Annotated in this window: 26 protein-coding genes and 1 pseudogene; 20 read left to right on the top strand and 7 right to left on the bottom strand. The window is 42.3% G+C overall.

The genetic code is table 11. The features are described from left to right. Positions 1 to 7: 7 nt before the first annotated feature. The 3 genes from NF859_RS10325 to NF859_RS10315 are packed head-to-tail and all read left to right on the top strand — an operon-like array spanning position 8 to position 1,942. The gene (locus tag NF859_RS10325; RefSeq protein ID WP_252744160.1) at positions 8 to 469 is read left to right on the top strand and encodes a DUF2284 domain-containing protein; all 462 of its coding nucleotides are present in this window, start codon (positions 8 to 10) and stop codon (positions 467 to 469) included. A 10-nt stretch (positions 470 to 479) separates the two neighbouring features. After that, positions 480 to 959, top strand: coding sequence for a hypothetical protein (locus tag NF859_RS10320; RefSeq protein ID WP_252744159.1), 480 nt, complete (start codon positions 480 to 482; stop codon positions 957 to 959). Further along, positions 944 to 1,942 (top strand): PIN domain-containing protein, encoded by a 999-nt coding sequence (locus NF859_RS10315; RefSeq protein WP_252744158.1) that lies wholly within the window; start codon positions 944 to 946, stop codon positions 1,940 to 1,942. The genes NF859_RS10320 and NF859_RS10315 overlap by 16 nt, the downstream gene beginning before the upstream one ends. Here the strand turns inward: NF859_RS10315 and NF859_RS10310 are convergent, their stop codons facing one another. Then, entirely contained in the window at positions 1,943 to 2,539 is a 597-nt protein-coding gene (locus NF859_RS10310; protein ID WP_353936103.1) for a DUF8183 domain-containing protein, read from the bottom strand. A gap of 729 nt (positions 2,540 to 3,268) precedes the next feature. Here NF859_RS10310 and NF859_RS10305 point away from each other — a divergent pair. The 5 genes and pseudogenes from NF859_RS10305 (at position 3,269) to nucS (ending at position 7,121) form a co-directional block, all read left to right on the top strand. Further along, complete coding sequence (locus tag NF859_RS10305; protein ID WP_252744156.1) at positions 3,269 to 3,412, top strand: hypothetical protein; 144 nt, start codon at positions 3,269 to 3,271, stop codon at positions 3,410 to 3,412. A gap of 84 nt (positions 3,413 to 3,496) precedes the next feature. Next, positions 3,497 to 3,619, top strand: a pseudogene (locus NF859_RS10300) (RNA-guided endonuclease InsQ/TnpB family protein); the annotation flags it as partial. A 29-nt stretch (positions 3,620 to 3,648) separates the two neighbouring features. Next, a complete protein-coding gene (locus tag NF859_RS10295) occupies positions 3,649 to 5,031 on the top strand; it encodes an RNA-guided endonuclease InsQ/TnpB family protein (RefSeq protein WP_252744155.1) in 1,383 nt (460 codons plus the stop codon). Between the two features lie 224 nt (positions 5,032 to 5,255). Then, positions 5,256 to 6,323, top strand: coding sequence for a DNA repair and recombination protein RadA (gene radA, locus NF859_RS10290; protein ID WP_252744154.1), 1,068 nt, complete (start codon positions 5,256 to 5,258; stop codon positions 6,321 to 6,323). Positions 6,324 to 6,368: 45 nt separating this feature from the next. Continuing rightward, on the top strand, positions 6,369 to 7,121 hold the full coding sequence (gene nucS, locus NF859_RS10285; protein WP_252744153.1) for an endonuclease NucS: 753 nt from the start codon (positions 6,369 to 6,371) through the stop codon (positions 7,119 to 7,121). Here nucS and NF859_RS10280 read toward each other — a convergent pair. Further along, positions 7,118 to 7,498: a DUF473 domain-containing protein gene (locus NF859_RS10280; protein WP_087036204.1), complete on the bottom strand. Its 381-nt coding sequence runs from the start codon at positions 7,496 to 7,498 to the stop codon at positions 7,118 to 7,120. The genes nucS and NF859_RS10280 overlap by 4 nt on opposite strands. A 9-nt stretch (positions 7,499 to 7,507) precedes the next feature. Then, positions 7,508 to 8,230, bottom strand: a complete 723-nt coding sequence (locus tag NF859_RS10275) for a proteasome assembly chaperone family protein (protein ID WP_004069941.1) — start codon at positions 8,228 to 8,230, stop codon at positions 7,508 to 7,510. Positions 8,231 to 8,383: 153 nt separating this feature from the next. Here NF859_RS10275 and NF859_RS10270 point away from each other — a divergent pair, with 153 nt between their 5' ends. Continuing rightward, a complete protein-coding gene (locus NF859_RS10270; RefSeq protein ID WP_252744152.1) occupies positions 8,384 to 9,328 on the top strand; it encodes an SPASM domain-containing protein in 945 nt (314 codons plus the stop codon). Here NF859_RS10270 and NF859_RS10265 read toward each other — a convergent pair. After that, positions 9,309 to 10,223 carry an Lrp/AsnC family transcriptional regulator gene (locus NF859_RS10265; RefSeq protein WP_353936101.1) on the bottom strand — a complete coding sequence of 305 codons (915 nt, stop codon included), beginning with the start codon at positions 10,221 to 10,223 and terminating at the stop codon, positions 9,309 to 9,311. The genes NF859_RS10270 and NF859_RS10265 overlap by 20 nt on opposite strands. A 105-nt stretch (positions 10,224 to 10,328) precedes the next feature. On the opposite strand from NF859_RS10265, the gene NF859_RS10260 reads away from it, so the two are divergent. The 7 genes from NF859_RS10260 to NF859_RS10230 all read left to right on the top strand — a co-directional run bounded on the left by NF859_RS10260 (position 10,329) and on the right by NF859_RS10230 (position 16,309). Beyond that, positions 10,329 to 11,102 (top strand): S-methyl-5'-thioadenosine phosphorylase, encoded by a 774-nt coding sequence (locus NF859_RS10260; RefSeq protein WP_252744151.1) that lies wholly within the window; start codon positions 10,329 to 10,331, stop codon positions 11,100 to 11,102. A 48-nt stretch (positions 11,103 to 11,150) separates the two neighbouring features. Continuing rightward, positions 11,151 to 12,425, top strand: a complete 1,275-nt coding sequence (locus NF859_RS10255; protein ID WP_252744150.1) for an amidohydrolase family protein — start codon at positions 11,151 to 11,153, stop codon at positions 12,423 to 12,425. A 41-nt stretch (positions 12,426 to 12,466) separates the two neighbouring features. Next, complete coding sequence (locus tag NF859_RS10250) at positions 12,467 to 13,027, top strand: [protein ADP-ribosylglutamate] hydrolase (protein WP_252744149.1); 561 nt, start codon at positions 12,467 to 12,469, stop codon at positions 13,025 to 13,027. 344 nt (positions 13,028 to 13,371) lie between these two features. Beyond that, entirely contained in the window at positions 13,372 to 13,761 is a 390-nt protein-coding gene (locus NF859_RS10245) for a hypothetical protein (RefSeq protein WP_252744148.1), read from the top strand. A gap of 101 nt (positions 13,762 to 13,862) precedes the next feature. Further along, positions 13,863 to 14,483 carry a molybdopterin-dependent oxidoreductase gene (locus NF859_RS10240; RefSeq protein ID WP_015850238.1) on the top strand — a complete coding sequence of 207 codons (621 nt, stop codon included), beginning with the start codon at positions 13,863 to 13,865 and terminating at the stop codon, positions 14,481 to 14,483. Further along, positions 14,480 to 14,821 (top strand): hypothetical protein, encoded by a 342-nt coding sequence (locus NF859_RS10235; RefSeq protein WP_252744147.1) that lies wholly within the window; start codon positions 14,480 to 14,482, stop codon positions 14,819 to 14,821. Before NF859_RS10240 ends, NF859_RS10235 begins: the two co-directional genes overlap by 4 nt. A gap of 45 nt (positions 14,822 to 14,866) precedes the next feature. Further along, complete coding sequence (locus tag NF859_RS10230; protein ID WP_252744219.1) at positions 14,867 to 16,309, top strand: NAD(P)H-hydrate dehydratase; 1,443 nt, start codon at positions 14,867 to 14,869, stop codon at positions 16,307 to 16,309. On the opposite strand, the gene NF859_RS10225 is transcribed toward NF859_RS10230, so the two are convergent. The 3 genes from NF859_RS10225 to NF859_RS10215 are packed head-to-tail and all read right to left on the bottom strand — an operon-like array spanning position 16,306 to position 17,791. Then, complete coding sequence (locus NF859_RS10225) at positions 16,306 to 16,866, bottom strand: winged helix-turn-helix domain-containing protein (protein ID WP_252744146.1); 561 nt, start codon at positions 16,864 to 16,866, stop codon at positions 16,306 to 16,308. The two genes, NF859_RS10230 and NF859_RS10225, sit on opposite strands and share 4 nt — an antisense overlap. A 13-nt stretch (positions 16,867 to 16,879) precedes the next feature. Continuing rightward, a complete protein-coding gene (locus NF859_RS10220) occupies positions 16,880 to 17,185 on the bottom strand; it encodes a DUF211 domain-containing protein (protein WP_048160675.1) in 306 nt (101 codons plus the stop codon). Positions 17,186 to 17,209: 24 nt separating this feature from the next. Then, positions 17,210 to 17,791, bottom strand: coding sequence for a transcriptional regulator (locus tag NF859_RS10215; protein WP_252744218.1), 582 nt, complete (start codon positions 17,789 to 17,791; stop codon positions 17,210 to 17,212). A gap of 138 nt (positions 17,792 to 17,929) precedes the next feature. Here NF859_RS10215 and acs point away from each other — a divergent pair, with 138 nt between their 5' ends. The 4 genes from acs (at position 17,930) to NF859_RS10195 (ending at position 22,581) form a co-directional block, all read left to right on the top strand. After that, a complete protein-coding gene (acs, locus tag NF859_RS10210; protein ID WP_252744145.1) occupies positions 17,930 to 19,315 on the top strand; it encodes an acetate--CoA ligase alpha subunit in 1,386 nt (461 codons plus the stop codon). A 44-nt stretch (positions 19,316 to 19,359) separates the two neighbouring features. Further along, on the top strand, positions 19,360 to 20,427 hold the full coding sequence (locus NF859_RS10205) for a hypothetical protein (RefSeq protein WP_252744144.1): 1,068 nt from the start codon (positions 19,360 to 19,362) through the stop codon (positions 20,425 to 20,427). A gap of 240 nt (positions 20,428 to 20,667) precedes the next feature. After that, on the top strand, positions 20,668 to 21,819 hold the full coding sequence (locus tag NF859_RS10200) for a tryptophan--tRNA ligase (protein ID WP_252744143.1): 1,152 nt from the start codon (positions 20,668 to 20,670) through the stop codon (positions 21,817 to 21,819). An 84-nt stretch (positions 21,820 to 21,903) separates the two neighbouring features. Then, entirely contained in the window at positions 21,904 to 22,581 is a 678-nt protein-coding gene (locus tag NF859_RS10195) for a fumarylacetoacetate hydrolase family protein (protein ID WP_004070041.1), read from the top strand. The last annotated feature ends 3 nt before the right edge of the window (positions 22,582 to 22,584 follow it).

Here is a 22,584-nt window from a genome sequence, read left to right as displayed (position 1 = left end):
TTCCTTTATGAGGGTAATCTGGGAGAAAGAGATAGCTGCAGGGGAAATTATTGTTTCACCAAGACCAGTGTGGAAGTGCAGAAGTTGCCCAGTCTATGGAAAAAGCCCTTCCTGCCCACCTTATGCTCCTTCATGGAGGGAAACAAAGGAGCTGGTAAAACATTATAAGCGAGCACTTTTGATAAAGTTTGAGATCAATTTCGAGAATTTTGAAGAAGAAAAGAGGAAGGTGTTGGATTATATCCTGAAGAGAGAAGAAGAGCTGTTCAAAAGCGGGAAGTTCTATGCAACAGCACTATTTCCGGGAAACTGCAACCTCTGTGAAGAGTGTGAATTCGAAAGAAGTGGAGAGTGCAAAATGCCAAGCAAGGTAAGACCATCAATAGATGCCGTGGGGATAGAGCTCTCAAAAATAGTCAAGCTCAACTTCTCCGAAAGTGTTTTGTATGGGCTCATTCTTATAGATTAAAGTGGAGCCTATGAAGGCATACATCACAATGCTCGGAAGGTCAACGTGGGCCATGATAAACTCCTATTATGCTGTGGTTATGCAGGGCTATAGGCCGGACAAGATTTACATCTTTCTGGAAGATATCTATTCTGAAAAACTTCCCAAAGCCGTTGAAGCCCTGAATATAATTTCCAGTGAATACGACTTTTCTCCGGAGATAGAATGGGTGGTAATAGAGGAAGACAACTTTCTTGAGGCGGATGAGAAGATAGGAGAACTCCTCAAAAAGCTGAAAGAAGAAAGGTATGAGGTTTCTGTTGACATAACCTCTGGAAGGAAAGCCTTAGTGGCTGGAGCTGCTATCCATGCACTTCCACTGGAAGTGGAACACCTCTTCTACCTCTCACTTAGAGACTTGGAATATGCAAATAGGCCTTACATGATGATCCCTCTGCATATCCAAAAACTAAAGGACTTTATGGAGGGCAGAAGATGGAAAAGATTATAGAGAAGCCTGAACTTCAGATACTCATCAACTTAATCCAGATGAGAGGCAAAATAAGAGTGAGCAGCCCCCTCTACAACATTCCGCTTTTAGAGGCGTTTCCCTACAGAGAGGGGTACAAAATAAGAGTGTTAGCCAAAGAAGACGAATTTCATAAAGTACTTCGAGGAAAAGAAAGGTATCTATATGATCTTCCCACATACAGAGACTTTTATGAGTGCTTCCTTTCCAGTGGAATCGTAAACTACGCAAACATTAATGAGTTCCAAGAGAAGCTTAATGCATATAAGAGCCTCACGAAAAGAATAATCTTTGCCCCGGATACCAACCTATTGTACCATGCGTTTTTATCCAAGCTCAAGGGAGTAGAGGGAATCCAGATAGCAATAGTAGATTTAGTAAAGAAGGAAATAGAAAACTCAATGAACTTCAAGTACAAACCAGCACAATTAAAAGAGCTGAGGAAAATTCTCCACAATTCGTATTTGCTCCAAGAATTCAGCAACAGGAGGATGAAGAAATCAAGGAAAGCTGCATACATAGCCCTAAAAGAATACGAAAAGATAAAAGACAAAATAATAGAGGTAAAAAGCATTGATGAAAAGGCAAACACAAACGACGAACTAATAATAAAGACCTTGAAGGAATTCGATAAAAACACCCCAGCACTCGTAGTTCTCTTAACGGCAGATATCGCAATGACTGACATAGCAAAAATTGAAGGAGTTGAATATTTTCTCTTTGAATATCCCCACGAAGAGCTAAGCGAACACTACGCAACCGGTTACCAGCTGAGGACCCTAATCTTCAATTTGGCGGCAGTTTTTGGTGTTATAGAAATGAACAACGTGCTTTTGTTTGGCGAATTTAGGGGAAAAACTGGGCTAAACGAATTGAAGTTGGTCTTTAAGAAGGACATACATCAAGAGTTTCATTTCCACTGGAGCTTGTGCAGAAGGCTGATGGAATTAAAAATTGAAAGGTAGTTAAAAGTAACCAATATCCTCTTTTGGGCTTTTAGTCTCAATTATCTTCTCCAAGAATTCCTCGGCATCTCTTGGATCCATCCCAACCTTAACTACCAAAAAGTTCAGAATTTCTTCTTTTTTGGCACCCTTTTCAAGTCTTTCCAGCACCATCATTGCAACTCTCTCAAAAACTGCCCTAGCGAACTCTTCTTCAAGCCCCAAGGCAGCTATAACCTGATTCAAACCTATCAAGAGACTTGTAAGAGCATCGTTAAATTCCCCTTTTCCAAGAGTTTTCCTGTCCAAATCAACCCTCAAGGTTATCTCCTCATTCATCCCAGTTATGCAGAACTTTATCAGATTTAGCCTATCGTTCAGCATCAAGAGGGTATGGTAAACTTTCAAGCGCTCCGGCAGTTCTAAGGCGACTGTTTCCAATCCGAGAGGAACTATGAGGTGAACGAACTCATCAGTTATTACTATGTTGAGAACAAAGGGGATTTTGGGGTATTCTGCCAAATAAACCCCTTCTGCTTTTTTTGTCACTTTCCAAGGAAGGTCCACTATATCCCTCGCATTGTCATGTCCTTCTTCCAACCATTTGAGTACTTCCACAGGAACCACCATATGAAGTTGAACTTTGAAGTATTTAAACTCACTCTTCCAATGGAAGCAATGCCCATGAAGAATACAAAAGCCACGTGGGAATTTTACAATTAACAAACACTGAGCAATCCATTTCTTGTTTCCTATGGAGAAGATAATGAACAGAGATGTACTCCAAAATAAGAACAGTGATGGTCTTAGATATACATCGGATTCAACGAAAATGTTTACCAAAAAGTTAATTGTTAAACAGTAGCTTAGCCCCCCAGAGTTGTATTTCCTGTGGAAGCGGCGCAAAACACCAACTCCTTTGTTATTAAATTGGTGTAAACACTCCCATTATTTCTGTGTTTTTGGACATATATACTTATCTATGAACATTGTTCAAATATGACATAAATAAATGGTAAAGATAATAACTATCCTTCGTTTATCATTTAAGCATCGTGAACAAATTAATATTTGTAAATGCTAAATGCCTTTTTAAATGCTTTTTGCATTTTCTTCATTCGCAAAATCCGTCCATTTTTCAAAACAAGGTTCCAGTGGAAATGAAACTCTGAGGGGTTTGTTAGATAATTTTATGAACGCTTAGATGGGCATGGAAAAAGAGCTTTATTTCCACTGGAACTTTTGAACATTGATGTATTAACTCAATCGTTATTATCCAAAATTGTGGTGTTTTATTTCCACTGGAAAAGTGAAGCTTTTTAAGGTTAGACCTTAACTTCTAATGCAATGATACCCGTTCCGTTAGTTAGAAGGCTTTTGAAGATAAGGATAAAGCTAAAAAGGAGCAAAATATTCGCTCTTGCCTTAGCTGTGGTTTTGCTTGCGATAATCTTGGCCTTATTTTTTTCTTTTGAAAGCCTCGCCCTTTAGGGCGGGGATGCAGTAATTGAAAATTAGCCTGAAAACAGGAAAGCAAAACTATTTTAAAGCCTAAAAAACATACCACACCTTGAAATGAAGCGAACAGTAACCCTAAAACTCCAGCCCTCAAAAGAGCAAGAAAGAACCCTCAAAGAGTTAATCCTAACCAGCTCCAAAGTCTGGAATAGAGTAAACTACCTTCGCAGGCAAGAATTTAAAAAACTCCTCAGGGAGGTTGAGAGTGGATGAAACTAACCCGAACAATTGTCCTTGAAAGTTACCCACTCACGAGAAAAAAGTTTGGGACAATAAAGGAAGTTTATGCTGAATACTCGAGGATTTTAGAGTCCCTAACCGAGTATGCAGTCGAGAGCAGAGTGAGGAGTCACCTGAAACTTAGGAAACTCTTCTACGAGAAACTCAAGGAGGAGTACGATCTTCCAACCCACTATTACTACACGGTCTGTCAGGATGCAGTGACAAGAGCAAAGAGTTTCCTCGAACTGAAAAAGAAGGGGAAGACTAGGACAGAAAAACCAGTCATCAAACGGGTCTCTCTCTGGCTGGACGACACTCTGTGGGATTACAGGAGGTTCCCGCAATTCAATGCCCTCAAGGACGGGAAGAGGATTCTCATCATAGGTCTAACTACTAAGGGGGGCAGGATAAAACTTCCCTTAAAACCGCACAAACTCTTCTTCAAGTATCTCAATGAAGGTTGGAAGATTAAACCGGGTGTTAAACTCCGTGTTGTTGAGAAAGAGAGGAAAGTTCTTGCGTATTTTGTCTTCGAAAAAGAGTTTGATGAACTTAAACCAACTGGAAATTTCCTGAGCGTAGATTACAATGCTGATAATGTTTCCTTTGGCACTCAAGAGTTTTTGATTCAAGTTAGGACGGATTTAGGTAGAATGACTAGGTTTTATTCTGGCGTGAGGAAAAGTATTCAGGAATCTCACTTGGTTGGTTGGAAGAGGAAGACTCCTTCGAGGAAGTGTAAGAAACTCCTCAAGAAGTTTGGTGGGCGGAAGATGAACAAGAGGATTGACTTGCAGAGGAAATTAGCAAAGAGGCTCGTTGAAATTGCCAAAGAGTTGAACACTACCATTGTCCTTGAGGCTGTCCCCAAGAACTTCAACCAGAGGATTACAGGAAAGAGAAGGAAGAACGAGAAGAGGCTAAGGGATACACTTCACAATATTAGTATGAATGGGTTCCAGAGGTTTGTCTTTGAGAAGGCTGTTGAATATGGTGTTTCTGTCGTGTTCGTTAATCCTTTTTATTCTTCTCAGGTTTGTCCGCATTGTGGTGCTTTTCGTGTAAAGCCTGATGACGACGCTCTGCGTCGGAGGGTTCTCAAGTGTCCAATTTGTGGTTTCAAGGCTGATAGGGATTTTGTTGCTGTTCAAAACCTTTTGGGGCTGTTTCCGTTCAGCCCGAAGGTCAATGACGGGAGAGTTGAGGACTCGGTGAGTCCTGTGATGCTCTCTCTTGAGGCTAACCTCCTGCACCACAAGAACTCGTTAGTGATAATTAGTCAAGGACTGCAACAAAATAGGTGCAGGAGGAAACGGTTTGTTCCTCCTTGGTTATGCAAAAGAAGAAATTCACCTCGTGCCACCTCTTGATGAGCCGATTCCAGAAGGTGCAAAGCTGTTGGTTATCAAGTCTGCAAAGTAGAGTTTCATTTCCACTGGAAATCTCAAACTTAGGGCCTTTATTTTTGTATTCTAGCTTTACTAATCAATGGTTTTGTAATTTTCAGCTTTTAAGTCCTTTTTTCGGGCATGGGAAAAATATATAAGCACTTTGAATCCACTACTATGTAGAATCATGCTTATGGGTGATAACTATGGCGAGAAAAAAGAAAGTTGAGGATGAAATTAAAGAGCTTGAAGAGTTTGAAGAGCTCGACGATCTTGAAGAATTGTCAATTGAAGCAAATAAAGAAGCAACCAAAAAGAAGGAAATAAGAAGCTTGGAAGATCTCCCCGGAGTTGGACCTGCAACTGCTGAAAAGCTTAGGGAGGCAGGTTATGATAGTTTGGAAGCAATAGCAGTTGCATCTCCTTTGGAACTAAAAGAGCTTGCTGGAATAAGTGAAGGGGCTGCTCTAAAGATCATTCAAGCCGCGAGAGAAGCTGCCAATATCGGGACCTTTATGCGTGCCGACGAGTATTTAAAAAAGAGAGCTGTTGTGGGCAAGATTACTACCGGAAGCAAGTCCTTGGATAAGCTTCTCGGCGGTGGAATTGAAACACAAGCCATTTCAGAGGTATTTGGAGAATTTGGCTCGGGAAAGACTCAATTAGCCCATACATTGGCTGTTCTCGTCCAAAAGCCCCCAGAAGAGGGTGGCTTGAATGGGAGTGTGATTTGGATTGATACCGAGAATACATTTAGGCCAGAAAGAATAAAGCAAATAGCAGAAAACAGGGGTATGGATCCAGAGGAAGTATTAAAGAACATTTACGTTGCTAGGGCATTTAACTCCAACCATCAAATGCTCCTTGTAGAAAAAGCGGAGGAAATCATTAAACAAAAGGCTGCAAGCGACAGGCCGGTTAAACTTCTTGTCGTGGATTCTCTCACAGGACACTTTAGATCCGAATACGTGGGGAGGGGGACATTAGCAGAGAGGCAACAAAAGCTCGCCAAGCACTTAGCTGACCTCCATCGTTTGGCCAACCTTTACGATATAGCAGTATTCGTTACCAACCAGGTTCAAGCGAGACCCGATGCATTCTTTGGCGATCCAACAAGACCAATAGGCGGTCATATCTTAGCACACTCCGCCACTGTTAGAGTTTATTTAAGGAAAGGAAAGGCTGGAAAGAGGGTTGCAAGACTTATAGACTCCCCACATCTACCTGAAGGAGAAGCGGCGTTTAGGATCACTGAAAAAGGAATTGAGGATTAGCCCTTTAACCTTTTAAACCCTTTTTTAAATTTCCTTTGAGGATCCATGAAAGTAGAGGCAAAGCTGAACCCAACTTACGAAGAGATCGTGAATATTTTCAACCGGGCCCTTTCAAAAGAGGCTATAGTAAATATTTTTGCCCATTGTAGAGTTTTTTACGATGGGAGGGCCAAGAGTGAACTCGGCCCAGGTGATAGAGTTATATTAATAAAGCCTGATGGCTCCTTTTTAATTCACCAAAAGGAAAAGCGAGAGCCTGTCAATTGGCAACCCCCTGGGAGCTCTGTCGGGCTTGAAGTAAAAGAAGACAAGATATTCCTAAGGAGCATCCGGCGAAAGCCTCGGGAGATTCTTGAAGTGGAACTCCTCCATGTTTACCTTATATCCTATTTTCAGGCGGAAGACTATGAGGAGTTAGCATTAACGGGTAGTGAAGCTGAAATGGCGGATCTAATCTTTGAGAACCCTTCGCTTATTGAAGACGGCTTTAAACCGCTATTCAAGGAGAAGCCCATAAAGCATGGAATCGTGGACGTTCTTGGAGTGGACAAAGAGGGAAACATTGTTATCCTTGAGCTCAAGCGCAGGAGGGCTGATTTACATGCTGTCAGCCAGCTAAAGAGATATGTCGAGGCTATGAAGGAAGAGCATGAAAAAGTGCGCGGCATTTTGGTTGCTCCGTCTCTAACTTCCGGTGCCAAAAAACTTCTGGAAAAAGAAGGATTGGAGTTTAGAAAGCTGACCCCTCCAAAAAGGGGAAAATCCAAAAGGGGAAGGCAAAAAACTCTTTTTGACTAACCCATTGCCATTTCCTGTGGAAGCATTTCTCTAACTTTTACCTTCATTACGTTGTCTTCGCTTGAAACTTCAATTACCTTCCCCAGTCCCACAAGCCTTAGCTGTATTCTGCACACGGTAACTTCTCGCTCATCGCTCTCTTCCCAAGGTATCCTCTGTTCCATCTCTTCTATCTTTAACACTTCCGCTATTATCCCCTCTGTTCCGCGGGTTATGTCTTGAGGGGTTTCATAGGTTAAGAATACCCTTTCTCCTGGCTTTAATTTTCGAGTAACAATAACGTTTCTTGCACTCCTCACCTCTACTGTTCTATAAGGGTTTCTTAAAAGTTGATCAAGGGTTCTCCGGGCTATCCCACCAAGTACAAGGAGTTCCATACTCTCACCTCACAGATAAACGCTTTCATATTCTTTTTCGGCCCTTCTTCTAGCGGACTCCATTTGTTCGTGCATTTTTCTTAGCTGCTCCTCTATCATCTGTGCTTCCTTGAGTAAAGGCTCCGTTGAAATCTCTATTGGGGCGAGGTTTTTGAGTATCTCAATTACATTTGCCGCTGCCCTTGGATCAGGTCTATCACCGAAGGTCTCTCCCAAAAGGGCATATGCTTTGAGTCTTTCTTTACTCGCTTCCCACAACAGCTTTCCGCTCATCCCCATTATGGAGCCGTATTTCAGTATCTTGACCCCCAATTTTTCCAAATCCTTGTTCTCCTCTTCACTCCCACCTACGCCCCAGACTTCCATTTGTTCTTTGAAAAAGCCAATCCCCATGCCGCCAAGTGAAATTACCTTCTCAGCGTTGTTTTCTTTTAGGTAGCCAACGATTTCTTTTGCTATCTCGTTTACTAAGGTTGGAGGAATGTATATATCTGCAACAGCAATGATAATGTTGTCCTTCCCGTAGAATCTTAACGGCGGATTTGGTTTGCCTTCCAGAATTAGAGACATTGGTGGTAAAAACGGGCTCTCCACGTAGCCTATCATTTCCATGTTGAGTTCTTTTGCTATAAAATTAGCGGCTATATGCCCTACAAGCCCAATCCCGGGGTATCCTTCAATAAAAATGGGCCTTTCAATTTTTGGAAGTATCAGCTCAACCGGCTTTTGCATTCTCTCACCTCCCACAACAATTTAGTAATTAAATGTTATTAAATCTTTTGCCGTTGTTAGTGTACAGATTTGTGTTACTTTTTTTAGTGGTTAATAAAATATGAATAGAAAAAGTATATCAACCATAAATGCGACCCTTTCACGGTGGTTGGCATGGATAGTAGCGATCATTGGAAGTTTAGTGTCAATAGATTAAAGATTGCAAGTGTGGCAAAGCCGCCGTGGAGCTATAAACCCCATAATGGAAAACTGGAGAGGATTATTCTAAGCCTCGGCAGTGGAAAAGGAAAATTCTCGGAGATTTATGGTATTCCCCGTTCTCTCGGCTGCATAGGAAACAACAGGTTTATCTTGAGAGACGAAAAAATAGGGATGGAAGAAATTGAAAGGGTGGTTAAAGAGTTTACAAGACTGGGCGGTCAGGAGATATACTTGGTTAACTATGACGAAGTTGAAGAGTTAATAGAAGTTACAAAGCACGCCCTAGCAGAGTTTTCTGGAGATGTTTTTGCCACGATTAGAATTGAAGACATCGATGCCCTTGATCCGGTGGAAGGCTTAAAGGTGATAGTGGAGATGGAGTATTCGGAAGATACTCTCTCGGAGTTGGAACATCTAAAATGGGCTCATGGAGCACTGATAATGGCAAGGTATAAGGAATACACTGAGCTTCTTCAGCAAAAAGTTGAGTTTCCTGGAGAAGTTTATGTGGATGTTCTTTTTCCGGGCTCACTAAAAAACGTTGATTTTAACCTGTTTGAGGTTAAGAAGCTCTTGCCTTCCTCTCCAAACAAGTACCACAGTTGCTTGGCTGGTACGATCGCTATAGCTGCAGATGGTTACATAACTCCCTGCCCCTTGCTGAGGAATTTCGTGGTTGGCAACATAAGAAAAGATAAACTCTGGTACCTGCCTAGAAGAAAAGTTCTGAATCAGTTTTGGACACTTACCAAAGATAATATAACTCTCTGTCGCTCGTGCCCCTTTAAATACACATGTCACGACTGCAGGGCGCTTGAATATCAAGCATCTGGAGATATCCATGGCATAGAATACTGTGAATTTTTGGGGATTAAAGTTAATCAAAATCCAGAATAGAGTGGTATCCTTTTCCATCTTTTTTCACTGCTTTGGAAAACGAAAATCCTCTTATCCCGAAATCAAACATGTCGAAATAGTATATGCCAAACCTATCAACGTACTTACTAAATTCGAGAATTTTTTGGTATATGTCCTCTTCACTTGAGAAGTACCATTCTATGAGATAGCCCGCAGGCTTTATTACACCGATCATTATCTCATGCTCTTTGAACTTATCTAAAAATTCTTCGTTGAGAGATCTTGCTATTCCACAGAATCCCCTGTTGTAGGCTTCTTCATTTACCACCGTCATAAAGCCTCTAAGTATTCCTAGCTCCTTGAGCCTGTTTATCATGTACCTTATTGTTGGTCTCTTTTTTCCTAAGGCTTCTTCTATTTCCTTCATCGGTGTTCTTGCATCTCTTTTTAAGATATCGAGCAAGAGGGCGTAGTCATAGCTAAACTCCCACTTCCCAAACTCCACTTTCCTTGGAGGATAAGCATATGCCTCGTAGTATTCATAATTTGGGGAATACCTTGACAGCAGTTCGTCTATTTTGTCCCTCTGCTCTAGAGGGATATACATTACTGTAGAGACTCCATTTATAAAACCGAAAAACGGGACTGCAACGGGAATAAAGGGGTTGCGGTACATTTTGGTGATTGTGAGTTTTATGTTCTCCCTTGGAACCGATAGAAATGCCACGTAGCTCATGAGGCCGAGTTTGGCTATGCTTATGGAGGCAGATACAGTGACGCTTTTGGATGGTCCGTAATATTTGTCAAAGAGCTTTTTGAGCTTTGCATAGCTGATGTTTTCTTTTTTGGCTATGCTGTTAATGCTTTCGAGCGGGTATTTGTCCAGCAGGTTTATTAGAAACTCCAACTCTTCCCTGCTGATCAAATTGTACACCTTGCGTTAACTTTGCGATCAAAAATATAACTTTTTCTCCTTTTGACACCCAAGCCACACTAAACTTAAATATTTCCAGCTTGAAAACTTTCACTGGTGATGCCAATGCCGAAGATAGGAATTATTGGCGGTTCCGGAGTTTATGGGGTATTTGAGCCAAGAGAAGCAATAAAGGTGCACACTCCCTATGGCAGGCCATCAGCCCCAGTGGAAATAGGGGAGATTGAGGGAGTTGAGGTTGCTTTCATCCCAAGGCACGGGAAAAACCACGAGTTCCCTCCACATGAAGTTCCCTATAGGGCAAACATATGGGCACTTAAGGAGCTTGGCGTCGAGAGAATAATAGGAATTACTGCGGTTGGTTCTCTTAGAGAAGAGTACAAGCCCGGAGACATCGTTATAACCGACCAATTTATAGACTTCACCAAAAAAAGGGACTACACCTTCTACAACGGCCCAAGGGTTGCCCATGTTTCAATGGCCGATCCATTTTGCCCGGAGATGAGGAAGATCTTCTACGAAACTGCCAAAGAGCTAAACATCCCAGTGCACGAAAAAGGAACTTATGTATGTATTGAAGGCCCGAGGTTCTCCACGAGAGCGGAATCGATGATGTTCAGACAATTCGCTCACATAATTGGAATGACCCTTGTGCCGGAGGTAAATCTTGCTAGGGAGCTCGGAATGTGCTACGTCAACATTGCAGCAATTACGGACTACGATGTCTGGGCTGAGAAGCCAGTGGATGCTCAAGAAGTGCTCAAAGTCATGCAGGAAAACAATGAAAAAATTAGGAAGCTCTTAAAGGCAGGAATTCCAAAGATTCCAGAGGAGAGAAAGTGTGGCTGTGCTGATGTCCTCAAGACGATGTTCGTTTGAATCCAACAATTTTATTAATCCTCTCTTCTACATTTTGCAGGTGATTCCATGAGCATTCTCATAAAAAATGGCTATGTGATCTATGGTGAGAACCTTGACGTTATCAAGGCCGATGTTTACATTGAAGGGAACAGAATTTCCAAAGTTGGGAAAAACCTCAATCTCGGAGCGGATGTTGTGATTGACGCTAAAGGAAGAGTTATTTCTCCCGGATTTGTGAACGCTCACACTCACTCCCCAATGGTTCTCCTGAGGGGTCTTGCCGATGACCTGCCCCTTATGGAATGGCTTCAAAACTACGTCTGGCCAATGGAAAGAAAACTTAAGCCGGAACACATATACTGGGGCGCCCTCCTTGGAATCATTGAGATGATAAAGAGTGGAACAACAGCTTTTGTTGACATGTATTTCCACATGGAAGGGGTTGCAAAGGCCTCTGAGGAGGCTGGAATAAGAGCTTATCTGAGCTACGGCATGGTGGATCTTGGGGATGAGGAGAAGAGAAACGTTGAGATCCGAGAAACTCTCAAACTCTTGGAGTTTATCGAAAAGATGGGCTCTCCAAGGATAGAGTTCCTCTTTGGGCCCCATGCCCCTTACACGTGCTCTCCAGAGCTTTTGAAATGGGTCAGGGAAAAAGCCGATGAAACCGGAAGGATGATAACGATACACATAAACGAGACAAGAGATGAGGTAAAGCAGATAAAGGAAAAATACGGTAAAACTCCGGTAGAGTTTTTGGACGAGTTAGGTTTCTTGAAAAGCGATATCATAGCGGCCCATGGAGTGTGGCTAACCGACAAGGAGATTGAAATTCTAGCCAAAAGGAAAGTTACGATAGTTCATAATCCTGCAAGCAACATGAAGCTTGGCAGTGGGGTAATGCCCTTGGAGCAACTCCTTAGAGCTGGAGTTAACATAGCGCTGGGCACGGATGGAGCTGCAAGCAACAACAACTTGGACATGATAGAGGAGATGAAACTAGTTTCTCTCCTTCACAAGGTTCACAATCTAAATCCAACCCTTGCCGATGCAAGAACAGTTTTTAAGATGGCTACCCAAAACGGAGCGAAAGGCCTCAATTTGGGTGCTGGATCCATAAAGGAAGGGGCACTTGCAGATATCGTCGTTATTGATTTTAATAAGCCTCACCTAAGGCCGATAACCAACGTAATTTCCCATATAGTGTATTCCGCCAATGGGAACGATGTTGAGACAACCATAATAAACGGGGAAATAGTCATGCTCGACGGAGAAGTTTTGACCATTGATGAGGAAAAAGTTTTGGATAAGGTTCAGAAGATAGTTGATGAGCTTCGCTAACCTTTTATCTTTTTGGTGCGTATTTTTATGCGGTGGGCATTATGGAGCTGAATTTTGGGTTTCTCACATTTAAAGTTGCTCAGGGAGATATAACCCGCTTTCCGGCTGAGGCAATCGTCAATGCTGCGAACAAATATCTTGAACATGGTGGGGGAGTTGCTTACGCAATAGCAAAAGCGGCTGCTGGGGATGTTAGAGAATACATAAGAATAAGCAAAGAAGCCATGAAAGAACAGATTGGAAGGGACTGGATCGAGCATGGGGAAGTTGTTGTAACTCCAGCAATGAAAATGGAGCAGTACGGCATAAAGTACGTCATCCACACCGTTGGGCCTTACTGTGGTGGTAAATGGGATGAGGATAAGAAGGAAAAGCTCAAGAAGGCTATTCTCGGGGCGCTGAGGAAGGCGGAAGAGTTGGGGGTCAAGAGCATAGCCTTTCCGGCTATAAGTGCTGGCATCTATGGGTGTCCCTTTGAAGAGGTTGTGAAAACTTTTGCCGAGACGGTAAAGGAGTTTTCGGAAGAGGCGAAAAGCGTTAAGGAAGTTTATCTGGTGCTGTACTCTAAGAAGGACTATGAGAGGGCTTTGAAGCTTATTTAAAATGGTGGTATTTTGCATGGAGCTGAGAACCCCTTTAAAGATTCTTTTATCTTTACTTCTCCTTTGCCATGTTATGATTATCTGGGTGATTTTTCCTCTCCTTACGGCTCTTTCCCTCTGGCAGACAGTTCTATACTTGGTTTCTGCGGTGCTTCCCTTTTACAGTGTTTATGAACTTTTCTTGAATGAAAATAAGGGAATCCCTGTCTCTCTGCTATGTTTTATTCTCCTTCTCTTGCTGGATATCAATATCGGTTTCAAGGCTCTTTATTCTCTGCCTTTGATAGGGATTGGAGGGAGTATAATTCTCTGGTTTTTGGGAAAGAGCTCCGGAGGTGTACCTCATGGATCTGGATAGAACCTGCCTCACCCTCTTACTAATATTCCGGCTTGCTTTTCGGTTTATCTCGGCGATGGATGCTCTTGGAATAGTGCTCTTTTACAACGCTCCCCTTCTCATGAAGCTACCCCTGCCGAGGTTCACCATCCCCGGCTACATCCTCCTCATGGGTGCTCTGGAAGTTTATCTCATAATGATACTGCGGAAGGGGTTCTTTCCGGTAAAACTTCTCTTTGCTTATTTTATCATGGCACTCGTTTTTGAGTTGCCTTATGCCGCTTTAAGCGGAACTTCACTGGGATTAACACTCTTCGTTCTTCCTTGGTATTTGAGTGCACTAGTTGGGTTTATACTGGTTTTAAAACATGTCCACAGCTCTCTTGGCAGAGCGTAGAGGATATCCTTTTCACTGTTGCATTGGTCAAATTCCGACTTCCCAATAATGTCCAGTTAAGATTATAACTTTCTTTCCCTTATCAAAGAACGGTGGACCCTTTGAAGAAAAAACTCTTCATAAGTGCAATTTTTCTTGCTTTTTTGGTAGTATTTACAGTGGCAAGATGGAACAGCATTAATACTACTCCCTCTTCAACTGCCTCTCCCAAAACCGAAAATTTTTCAGAGGTAAGCTCATCCAGCCCCGAAGTTTTGAATGCTTCTGAGGAATGGGTGATCGAAGTTACTGGATTAGTTGAAAAGCCTATGAACATAACTCTCTCACAACTTAAGGAGATGCCGCAAACAGCGGTTTTTTCTGAGCTTTATTGCGTTGCCTATCCTGGAAAGGCTAGAAAACAAGGGTTATGGAAGGGAGTTAAGTTGTCTTATATTCTAGAGCAAGCAGGAGTAAAAGATGGAGCAATAAAAGTGGCATTCTACGCAAGGGATGGGTTCACAACCGATCTTACCCTTGAGGAAGCACTTACAAACGATGAGCTCATAATTGCCTATGAGTTCAACAACAAACCCATCGAACCACGTCTTATAGCCCCTGGAATGTGGGGGTACAAGTGGATAAAGTACCTTGTGAAAATAGAGGTTGTGGATTACAACTTCTTGGGAACTTACGAGAGTGAAGGCTATCCGGATGATGCATATATCGGTGAAAAGCCATGAGGACATTCAGGATCGTGGAACTTACGGCGGTTCCGCTTTTTATTTTTTCTTTGATCCTTGTTATCACGGGATATGGGATTGTAAGCCCTAGAACCATCTCGACATTTACTTTTGGCTTAGTCTCATACCAGAATGCCCCAACGCTTCATTCGTATCGGCTCATAAGATACGGCTTCACCGTTTTGCTCCTTGTTCACTCCTATGCTGGCTTTGAGATTTTTGGGCTTAAGAAAATAAGAAACCAAAGGTTGAGGATCTTCTTGAGCTATCTGCTCTTGTTTGTTGTCCTCTATGTGCTGTGGGTGGCAACAATAACAGAACTCGGGGAGATTTTTTAGAGTAAGTTTTTTGTTCTTTGTATTCAATATTTCTTGGTGGTGCTCATGCGCATTGAGGACGTTTACATCTGGGATATAAATGCCAAGTGGCTTGGTATATCTCCATTTCAGCTCATGGAGAATGCTGGTGCTGGCGTTGCAAGGGCTATAGAAGAGAAGTTTGGTAAGGGCTTAAAAATAGCAGTCTTTTCTGGAACTGGTAACAATGGGGGAGATGGATTCGTTGCCGCTCGGCATCTCAGCTTTGAAAACGACGTAACGCTTTTCTTAATAGGAGATGAGGCAAAAATTAGAAGTGAAGAGGCAAAGCAGAACTGGGAAATCCTAAAAAAGCTCGATTTTATCACAATCAAAGTTCTCAAGGATTCGAGCCAGATAAAGGAGCTAAGCCTTGAAGGTTTTGATGTTATAGTGGATGCACTCCTTGGTGCTGGAACCAGAGGAGAGCCAAGAGAGCCAATAAGGAGTGCCATTGAAAAGATAAACGAGTACGCTGGAAAGGCAAAGATAGTGAGCGTTGACCTGCCGAGCGGCTATCCAAGCGGTGTTCATGTTAAGTGCGACTTTGCAGTAACTTTTCAATGGGACAAAGAAGAATATAGGGACTTTAAAAGGGTTGTAGCAAAGATTGGATATCCTAAAGAACTTTATCATCTTGTAGGTCCGGGAGATGCAAAATTTGCCTTACAAAAGAAAGGCGAGCACAAGGGGCAGAACGGGAAACTCCTTGTAATTGGGGGAAGCGAGGACTACTTTGGAGCCCCATATTTGGCAGCAAAAGTTGCAAGTTACATAGTGGACCTGGTGTATTTAGCAATGCCTGAATACTCCGCCAGAAGAATAAATGATCCCAACATAATTTTGCGCCCCTTTGATGGCAAAAACTTCACAAAGGAAGACGTTGAGGACGTTCTGACGATTGCTAATGGTGTTGATGCAGTTATCTTAGGCCCAGGAATTGGGGAAAAAGCAGAGACGAAGGACTTCGTAGTTGAGTTCCTCCGCTGGTGTGAGAAACCGGTCGTGATAGATGCAGACGCCCTAAAGGCTGTAGCCGAGGATTTGGACGTTCTTAAGGGTAAGAAATTCGTCTTGACGCCTCACGCTGGTGAATTCAGGATACTGTTTGGAGAAAAGCCCGAAGGGAGCCTTGAAGAGAAAGCAAAGCTTGTAATGGAAAAAGCCAATGCAGTGGGTGGCACTATCTTGCTCAAAGGGGTTTACGATATAATAAGCGATGGCAAAATCTGGAAGTACAATAAAACCGGAAACAGGGGCATGACGACTGGAGGAACTGGAGATGTGCTCGCTGGAATAGTTGGGGCTTTGCTCGCACTGGGCAACGAGCCTTTAAGAGCGGCGAGTGTTGGTGCTTTTCTCAATGGTCTTGCAGGGGATACGGTAAAAGATGAAATGGGAGAAAACTTCACCGCTTTGGACGTGGCTAAAAAAGTTCCATTTGCTATCAAATGGGTTCTTGAATTCTAATCCTCCAATTTTAGGAGTTTTCTTAATTCTTTTGCTTCCTCTTGAAGCTTTGGGGAATTTATCAATACTAGAAGGTTCATGAGGTGGATGAATTCTATTGGGTTTAGATCAAAACCCTCCAGTCGCTTGATTAAATCTCTTGAAAGCCTCTCTGTTGTTGTCAGGAATCTTTCAAGAACCTCTATGAAAATCTTTTTATCGTCAATCTCAAATCCGGCATTCTTGAATAGATTATAGAGCGTTTCTGCCTCCTGACGATGGATGGCCTTCATTGTTGGTGTTGTTATCTCTCCTTCTTGATAAGGTGCAATCAAAAATATCCTTGCACTTCTTCGATAAAGGGTTTCGTTTCCATCTCTCCCAACTTCTTCTACAAATCCCGCTTTTTCAAGAAGGTTTATGTGTCGATATATCGTTGAGGGGCTCTTTTTTAGCATAACACTAAGTTCGGAAACAGACATGGGGCGTTCTCTAAGAAGGTTAACTATCTCAAGCCTTGTTCTATCCCCTAGTAGCTTAATTTTCTCGGGATCAGTAACAATCAGTACCTCTTTCATAAATCCTCTACTCTTAAAATTCTTCTAGCCTATCTTGGGGGGTCTCGCTTTCCTCAATAATCTTCTTTCCTGCAGCAACCATATCAATGCTGTGCACGACCCCACCAAACTCTTCTATAGTTCTTACAATCTCTTCATAATCCAAATTATCTCCGACGATGGTTATCTTTACGTTTTCCGTTTCTTTATCTATCTCCACGAGGGTAATATTAACACCATCTACTCCCTTCAGCTCACTCAACCCCAAAGCCAGTTCAGTAACCATGGGCTGGTGAGGTTTAAGCACATCTAACACGAGAAGTCTAATGCCTTTTGCCATTTTCTATCCCGTTTCCATTTGAATTTACTCCTTTTTAAGTATTTCTCCAAGCTTTCTCAAGAGCTCTATTGCCTCCTCATCCCTTCCAAGCTCTGCCATGGTAAGCCAATCAATGGCATGGATTATGTCCTCATTTGAAAATTCCTTGAGAGCTTCTTCCTTTTCCTCTATTTCTGCAGAAATTTTCGCTGTGTACGAATGCTCCTTCTCCAAGAGTTTGTCCATTATGTTTAAGAGTTCCTCCTCATCGAACTCATACCCGAGGGCTTTGAAAACATCGAGCTTTGTCTTTAACCTTGATCTGGCCAGATACCTAAGCTCCTCATCTCCGAGGTAGAGGTTTATGTAAAATACATCCGCAGTCCTTCCGTAGTATTTTTCCACCAAGTTTCCTTTCATTTCGGTTCTTTTTACCTCCACTAGACCGGCTTCCTTTAGCTTTTCGATGTGGTGATAGATTGTCTGTGGTGTTTTTCCAAGAATTTCACTAAGCTGTGAAATCGTCATCTCCCTGTTTCTGAGCAATCTCAATATCTGCCTTCTCGTATCTTCTAGCATTAACTTTATTACTTCTGGGTCTGTGATTAGTTTAACCTTCTTTTTCATCGCTCCCACCAATTTTAACGTTCTAACAAAAATTTAAGCGTTCCAGCATATAACCTTTTCCCTAAACCTGGAAAATTTTATAAATGTAAAATCCCCACATCGAACAACAAGCATGATCATTATTGTGGAGGGGATGGTATGAATTTGGACTTCCTGTTCTATCCAAAAAGTGTCGCTGTCATTGGAGCATCGAACAAAGAGGGAAAAATTGGGAACGCTATAATGAAAAACCTCATAAACTTTGGTTTCAAGGGCAAGATTTATCCAGTAAACGTTAAAGAAACCGAAGTCATGGGGCTTAAAGCGTATAAGAGCGTTTTGGAGATACCCGAAGAAGTTGATGTAGCTGTTATAGCGATTCCTGGAAAGTTCGTGCCTCAGGTGCTTGAGGAATGTGGTCAAAAGGGAGTAAAAGGAGCCGTTGTTATTTCTGCAGGCTTTAAAGAAGCCGGAAATGTAGAACTTGAGGAGAAGCTCGTTGAAGTGGCAAGAAGATGGGGCATAAGAGTTGTTGGGCCAAACTGTCTAGGAATTACAAACATTGAAAATGGGTTCGATTGTACTTTTAATCCTCCGGAGCGGCAGGCTAGACCAGGATTTGGTGGAATAGCGTTCATGAGCCAGAGTGGTGCCTTTGGAGCCGCTATTCTCGACTGGGCTGCGAGGCATGAGGTAGGAATGAGTAAATTCATAAGCCTAGGAAATATGGCAGACCTTGATGAGAGCGACTTCATGGAGTATTTGAAGGATGATGATGCCACTAAGGTCATTACGGCGTATCTTGAGGGAGTTAAGGATGGCCGGAAGTTCCTAAAAGCTGCTAGAGATGCAACAAAAAAGAAGCCCGTTGTGATTCTTAAGAGCGGGAGAACGGAAGCCGGAGCCAAAGCCGCAGCATCCCATACCGGAAGCTTGGCGGGAAGCTATGCCATTTATAAAGCCGCTTTTGAGCAGACTGGCGTTTTAGAAGCGAGGAGCATGAGGCAACTGTTTAACTACGCAAAGGCACTAGCAATGCAGAAGCCAGCAAAGGGGGATAGGATTGCAATAGTTACAAACGGTGGCGGAGCTGGGGTAATGATGAGTGATGGAGTTCTTGAGGCAGGATTAAAAATGGCCGAGCTTAGCGAAGAGACCAAAGAAAAATTCGCCAGGGCAATAGAGGAAGGGAAACTCCCTGAGCATATGAGCTACAAGAATCCCATTGACATAATTGGGGATGCCCCCTCTAGCAGGTATGAAATTGCCATGCGCTATGCTTTGGAGGATGAGAACGTTGATGTTCTCGTTGTAATAGCACTCTTCCAGAGCCCGGCTTTGGATGAAGGCATCGTGGAAAAAGTTGGTGAAATGCAGAAGTATGGTAAGCCAATAGTCTTTATTGCCCCCGGTGGTGAGTTCCCGGAGAAGATGGCAAGAAGGATAGAAAAAACGGGAGTGCCGGTTTTTGAAACCGTTGAGGATGGTGTTGACGCAGTATATGCCTTGGTTAAATATGGGCAGTATCTCTGGGAGATTATGTAAACTTTTTAACGTTTTTAACCTTATATATTCTTGAGGAGAGTTTTATGAAGGAGGTACTCCTACAAATCAGAAAGTTACTGGCTCATAAGCAAATAGAAGAAGCCCATGCTCTTGCAGAGCAGATATCTGACCCCTACTGGAGGGGATACGCATTCAAATGGGTTGCTGAGAGCCTTGTTATCAAGGATCCTAAAAGAGCCATAAAAATTGCAAAGAAAATAGAAATAGAGACATTAAAAAGTGAGACTCTGTTGTTTCTTTCATACGAACTTGCAAAGGTAAGGAAGTTTAAAGAGGCAGTAGAAGCTGCAAAGTTAATAAATAACGATTACTTTAGAAAAAAAGCGTTTAGAGGAATAAGCAACGCACTTGCGAAAGCAATAATGGAGAGTAGTGCAAAAGAAGTTAAATTAAGCGAATTTAATCTTGGGGAGGAGGAGCTTCAATATTTAATGCCTCTCCCTGGGAATATTAGGTATAAAGACGGAAGGTTTTTTATTGGTACAGAGATACATAGAATAAAGGGGGAGACAAAATTACAAATTTTTGTCTTTGAGAATTTTAAAAAACGCAAGAAAGCTAAATTAAAGAAAAAAGAAGATCAAGATTTAAAGCACATTTCCAATTACATTGAGAGGCTAATTCTTACTGGCCAACTTCATGAGGCAGAAAAACTTGCTAAAGGAGTTGAAGATGCTTGTGCTTCTTACCTTTTAGAGGAAATTGGTATAACTTACATTGATCGTGGGGATATCGAAAAAGCAAAGGAGATTTTAGAGAGACTAGAATGTGCAGACTATTTAGCAGCTGAGCTTGTAAAATTTTATTTAAAGAGAAACGACATTGAGAAAGCAAAGAAATACGCCTTTAGAATCTTTAACCCGGCACTCAAATTAAGCATTGCATATTCAATTTTGCTAATTGACGGGATTGATGAAAAGTTTCTAAGGGAGTTTTTTAAGGATACAACCCCTTACAAACTAGGAAGGCTTCTGAAATTTTTGGCCTTTGAGCTCCTTGAAGAGGCGAAAAAAAGAAACTCAAGTGACCTACTAAAACTTTCTAAAAATCTTTTTCTACTTGGGAAGAGGGAACATCAGAAGATTTACTGAATATTGTAATTGTAGAGGATAATTGTGACACCATCTCCTGAAGCAATTTAGTAGCATCACCGAGATGTTCACCAAATTCAGTACAGAAAAATAGGTCTTGTCCTGACGGTATCGTGAACCGCATGGAAAACTTTATATTTTTATTTTCCACTTTTAAACCATGCACGGTGATTGCTTTTGGCTTTGGTGACAGTAACTTTAGTCCTTTTTTGGCTAGTTTAATCTTTGGAGGTGTTCTGGATGGAATTTGAAGTAACTCCATGGGAAGTGAAGGGTGTAGTAGACTACGACAAGCTTATCAAGGAATTCGGAACGACGCCACTTACCGAAGAGTTGCTTGAAAAGACCAAAGAACTTACCAAAAGCGAGCTTCCAATGTACTTTAAGAGGAAGTTTTTCTTCTCCCATAGGGACTATGACTTGGTTCTTAAAGACTACGAAGAGGGCAGAGGCTTTTTCCTTTACACCGGAAGAGGGCCCAGCGGGCCAATGCATATAGGCCATATAATTCCGTTCTTTGCGACAAAATGGCTCCAGGAGAATTTTGGAGTTAACCTGTATATTCAAATAACGGATGATGAAAAGTTCCTCTTCAAACCAAATTTAACCTTCGACGACACCAAAAGGTGGGCATATGAAAACATCCTCGACATAATTGCAGTAGGCTTTGACCCGGATAAGACGTTCATCTTTCAGGATAGTGAGTTCACCAAAATCTACGAGATGGCGATTCCAATAGCAAAGAAAGTCACCTATTCAATGGCAAAAGCCGTTTTTGGGTTTAACGATCAGAGCAAAATCGGAATGATATTCTACCCGGCAATCCAAGCTGCGCCTACTTTCTTTGAGAAAAAACGTTCCCTTATTCCTGCAGCTATAGACCAAGATCCCTACTGGAGAATACAGAGGGATTTTGCCGAGAGTTTGGGATATTACAAAGCAGCTGCCTTGCACTCAAAGTTCGTTCCAGGTTTGATGGGTCTTGGAGGTAAAATGAGCGCCTCAAAGCCAGAAACTGCTATTTACCTAACAGATGATCCTGAAGAAGCTGGTAGAAAAATATGGAAATACGCACTCACAGGAGGAAGAGCTACAGCAAAGGAGCAGAGGGAGCTTGGGGGAGAGCCGGATAAGTGTGTTGTGTTCAAATGGCTCGAAATATTCTTTGAACCTGATGACAAAGCCCTAGTTGAGAGATATCACGCATGCAAGAATGGAGAACTCTTATGCGGCCAATGCAAGCGCTATCTCATAGAAAAGGTCCAAAACTTCTTGAGAGAACACCAGAAGAAGAGGGAAGAGGCTAAAAAGCTTGTTGAGAAGTTCAAGTACACTGGAGAACTGGCAAGAGAGCAATGGGACAAAGCCATTCCGGAGCCTTTGAGGAGATAGCTCCCAATTCTTCAAATTTTTGGTTAGCGTTCTATATCCTCAGAGTTTATAAGCTCCAAAATTGTAATTTTACTTGGTGATCACATGATTCGTTTACCCTTTAGAGATGGCTTTTACGAGGTTAAGCCGAGCAAAATAATCTGTCTTGGAAGAAATTACGCTGAACATGCAAGGGAACTTGGGCACGAAGTTCCCGAAGAACCGGTAATCTTCTTAAAACCTCCTTCCGCACTTATAGGGCCCGGTCAAACGATAATCTTGCCGAGAAAGAGTAATCACGTTGATCACGAAGTAGAGCTTGCTGTGATAATTGGAAAGAGAGGTAAGAACATTCCAAAGGCGAAAGCCATGGACTACGTTCTTGGCTATACCATCTTAATGGATATAACCGCCCGAGATCTCCAGTGGGAAGCAAAGAAAAAAGGTCTTCCATGGACTGTGGCAAAGGGATTTGATACATTTGCGCCTATAGGGCCAAGAATAGTTGATAAGAGGGAAATAAACGTTGACGACCTTGAAATTGGCCTCAAGGTTAACGGCGAAATAAGGCAGCTCTCAAGGACGAGCAAGATGATATTCAAGATAGATGAGATAATAGAGTACGTTTCAAGTATAATGACCCTTGAGAAAGGCGATATAATTGCAACTGGAACCCCTGAAGGCGTTGGACCTCTGAGACATGGCGATGTTGTTGAGGCGTGGATAGAGGGAATTGGAACTTTGAGGGAGGAGGTGCTTGCTGAGAGAAGTATTCTGTGTTAGTTA

The organism is Thermococcus alcaliphilus (assembly GCF_024054535.1).
Lineage (GTDB): Archaea > Methanobacteriota_B > Thermococci > Thermococcales > Thermococcaceae > Thermococcus_A > Thermococcus_A alcaliphilus.
Note: the sequence above shows the minus strand (reverse complement) of the source record. Positions and strands in the feature narration are given on the sequence as shown.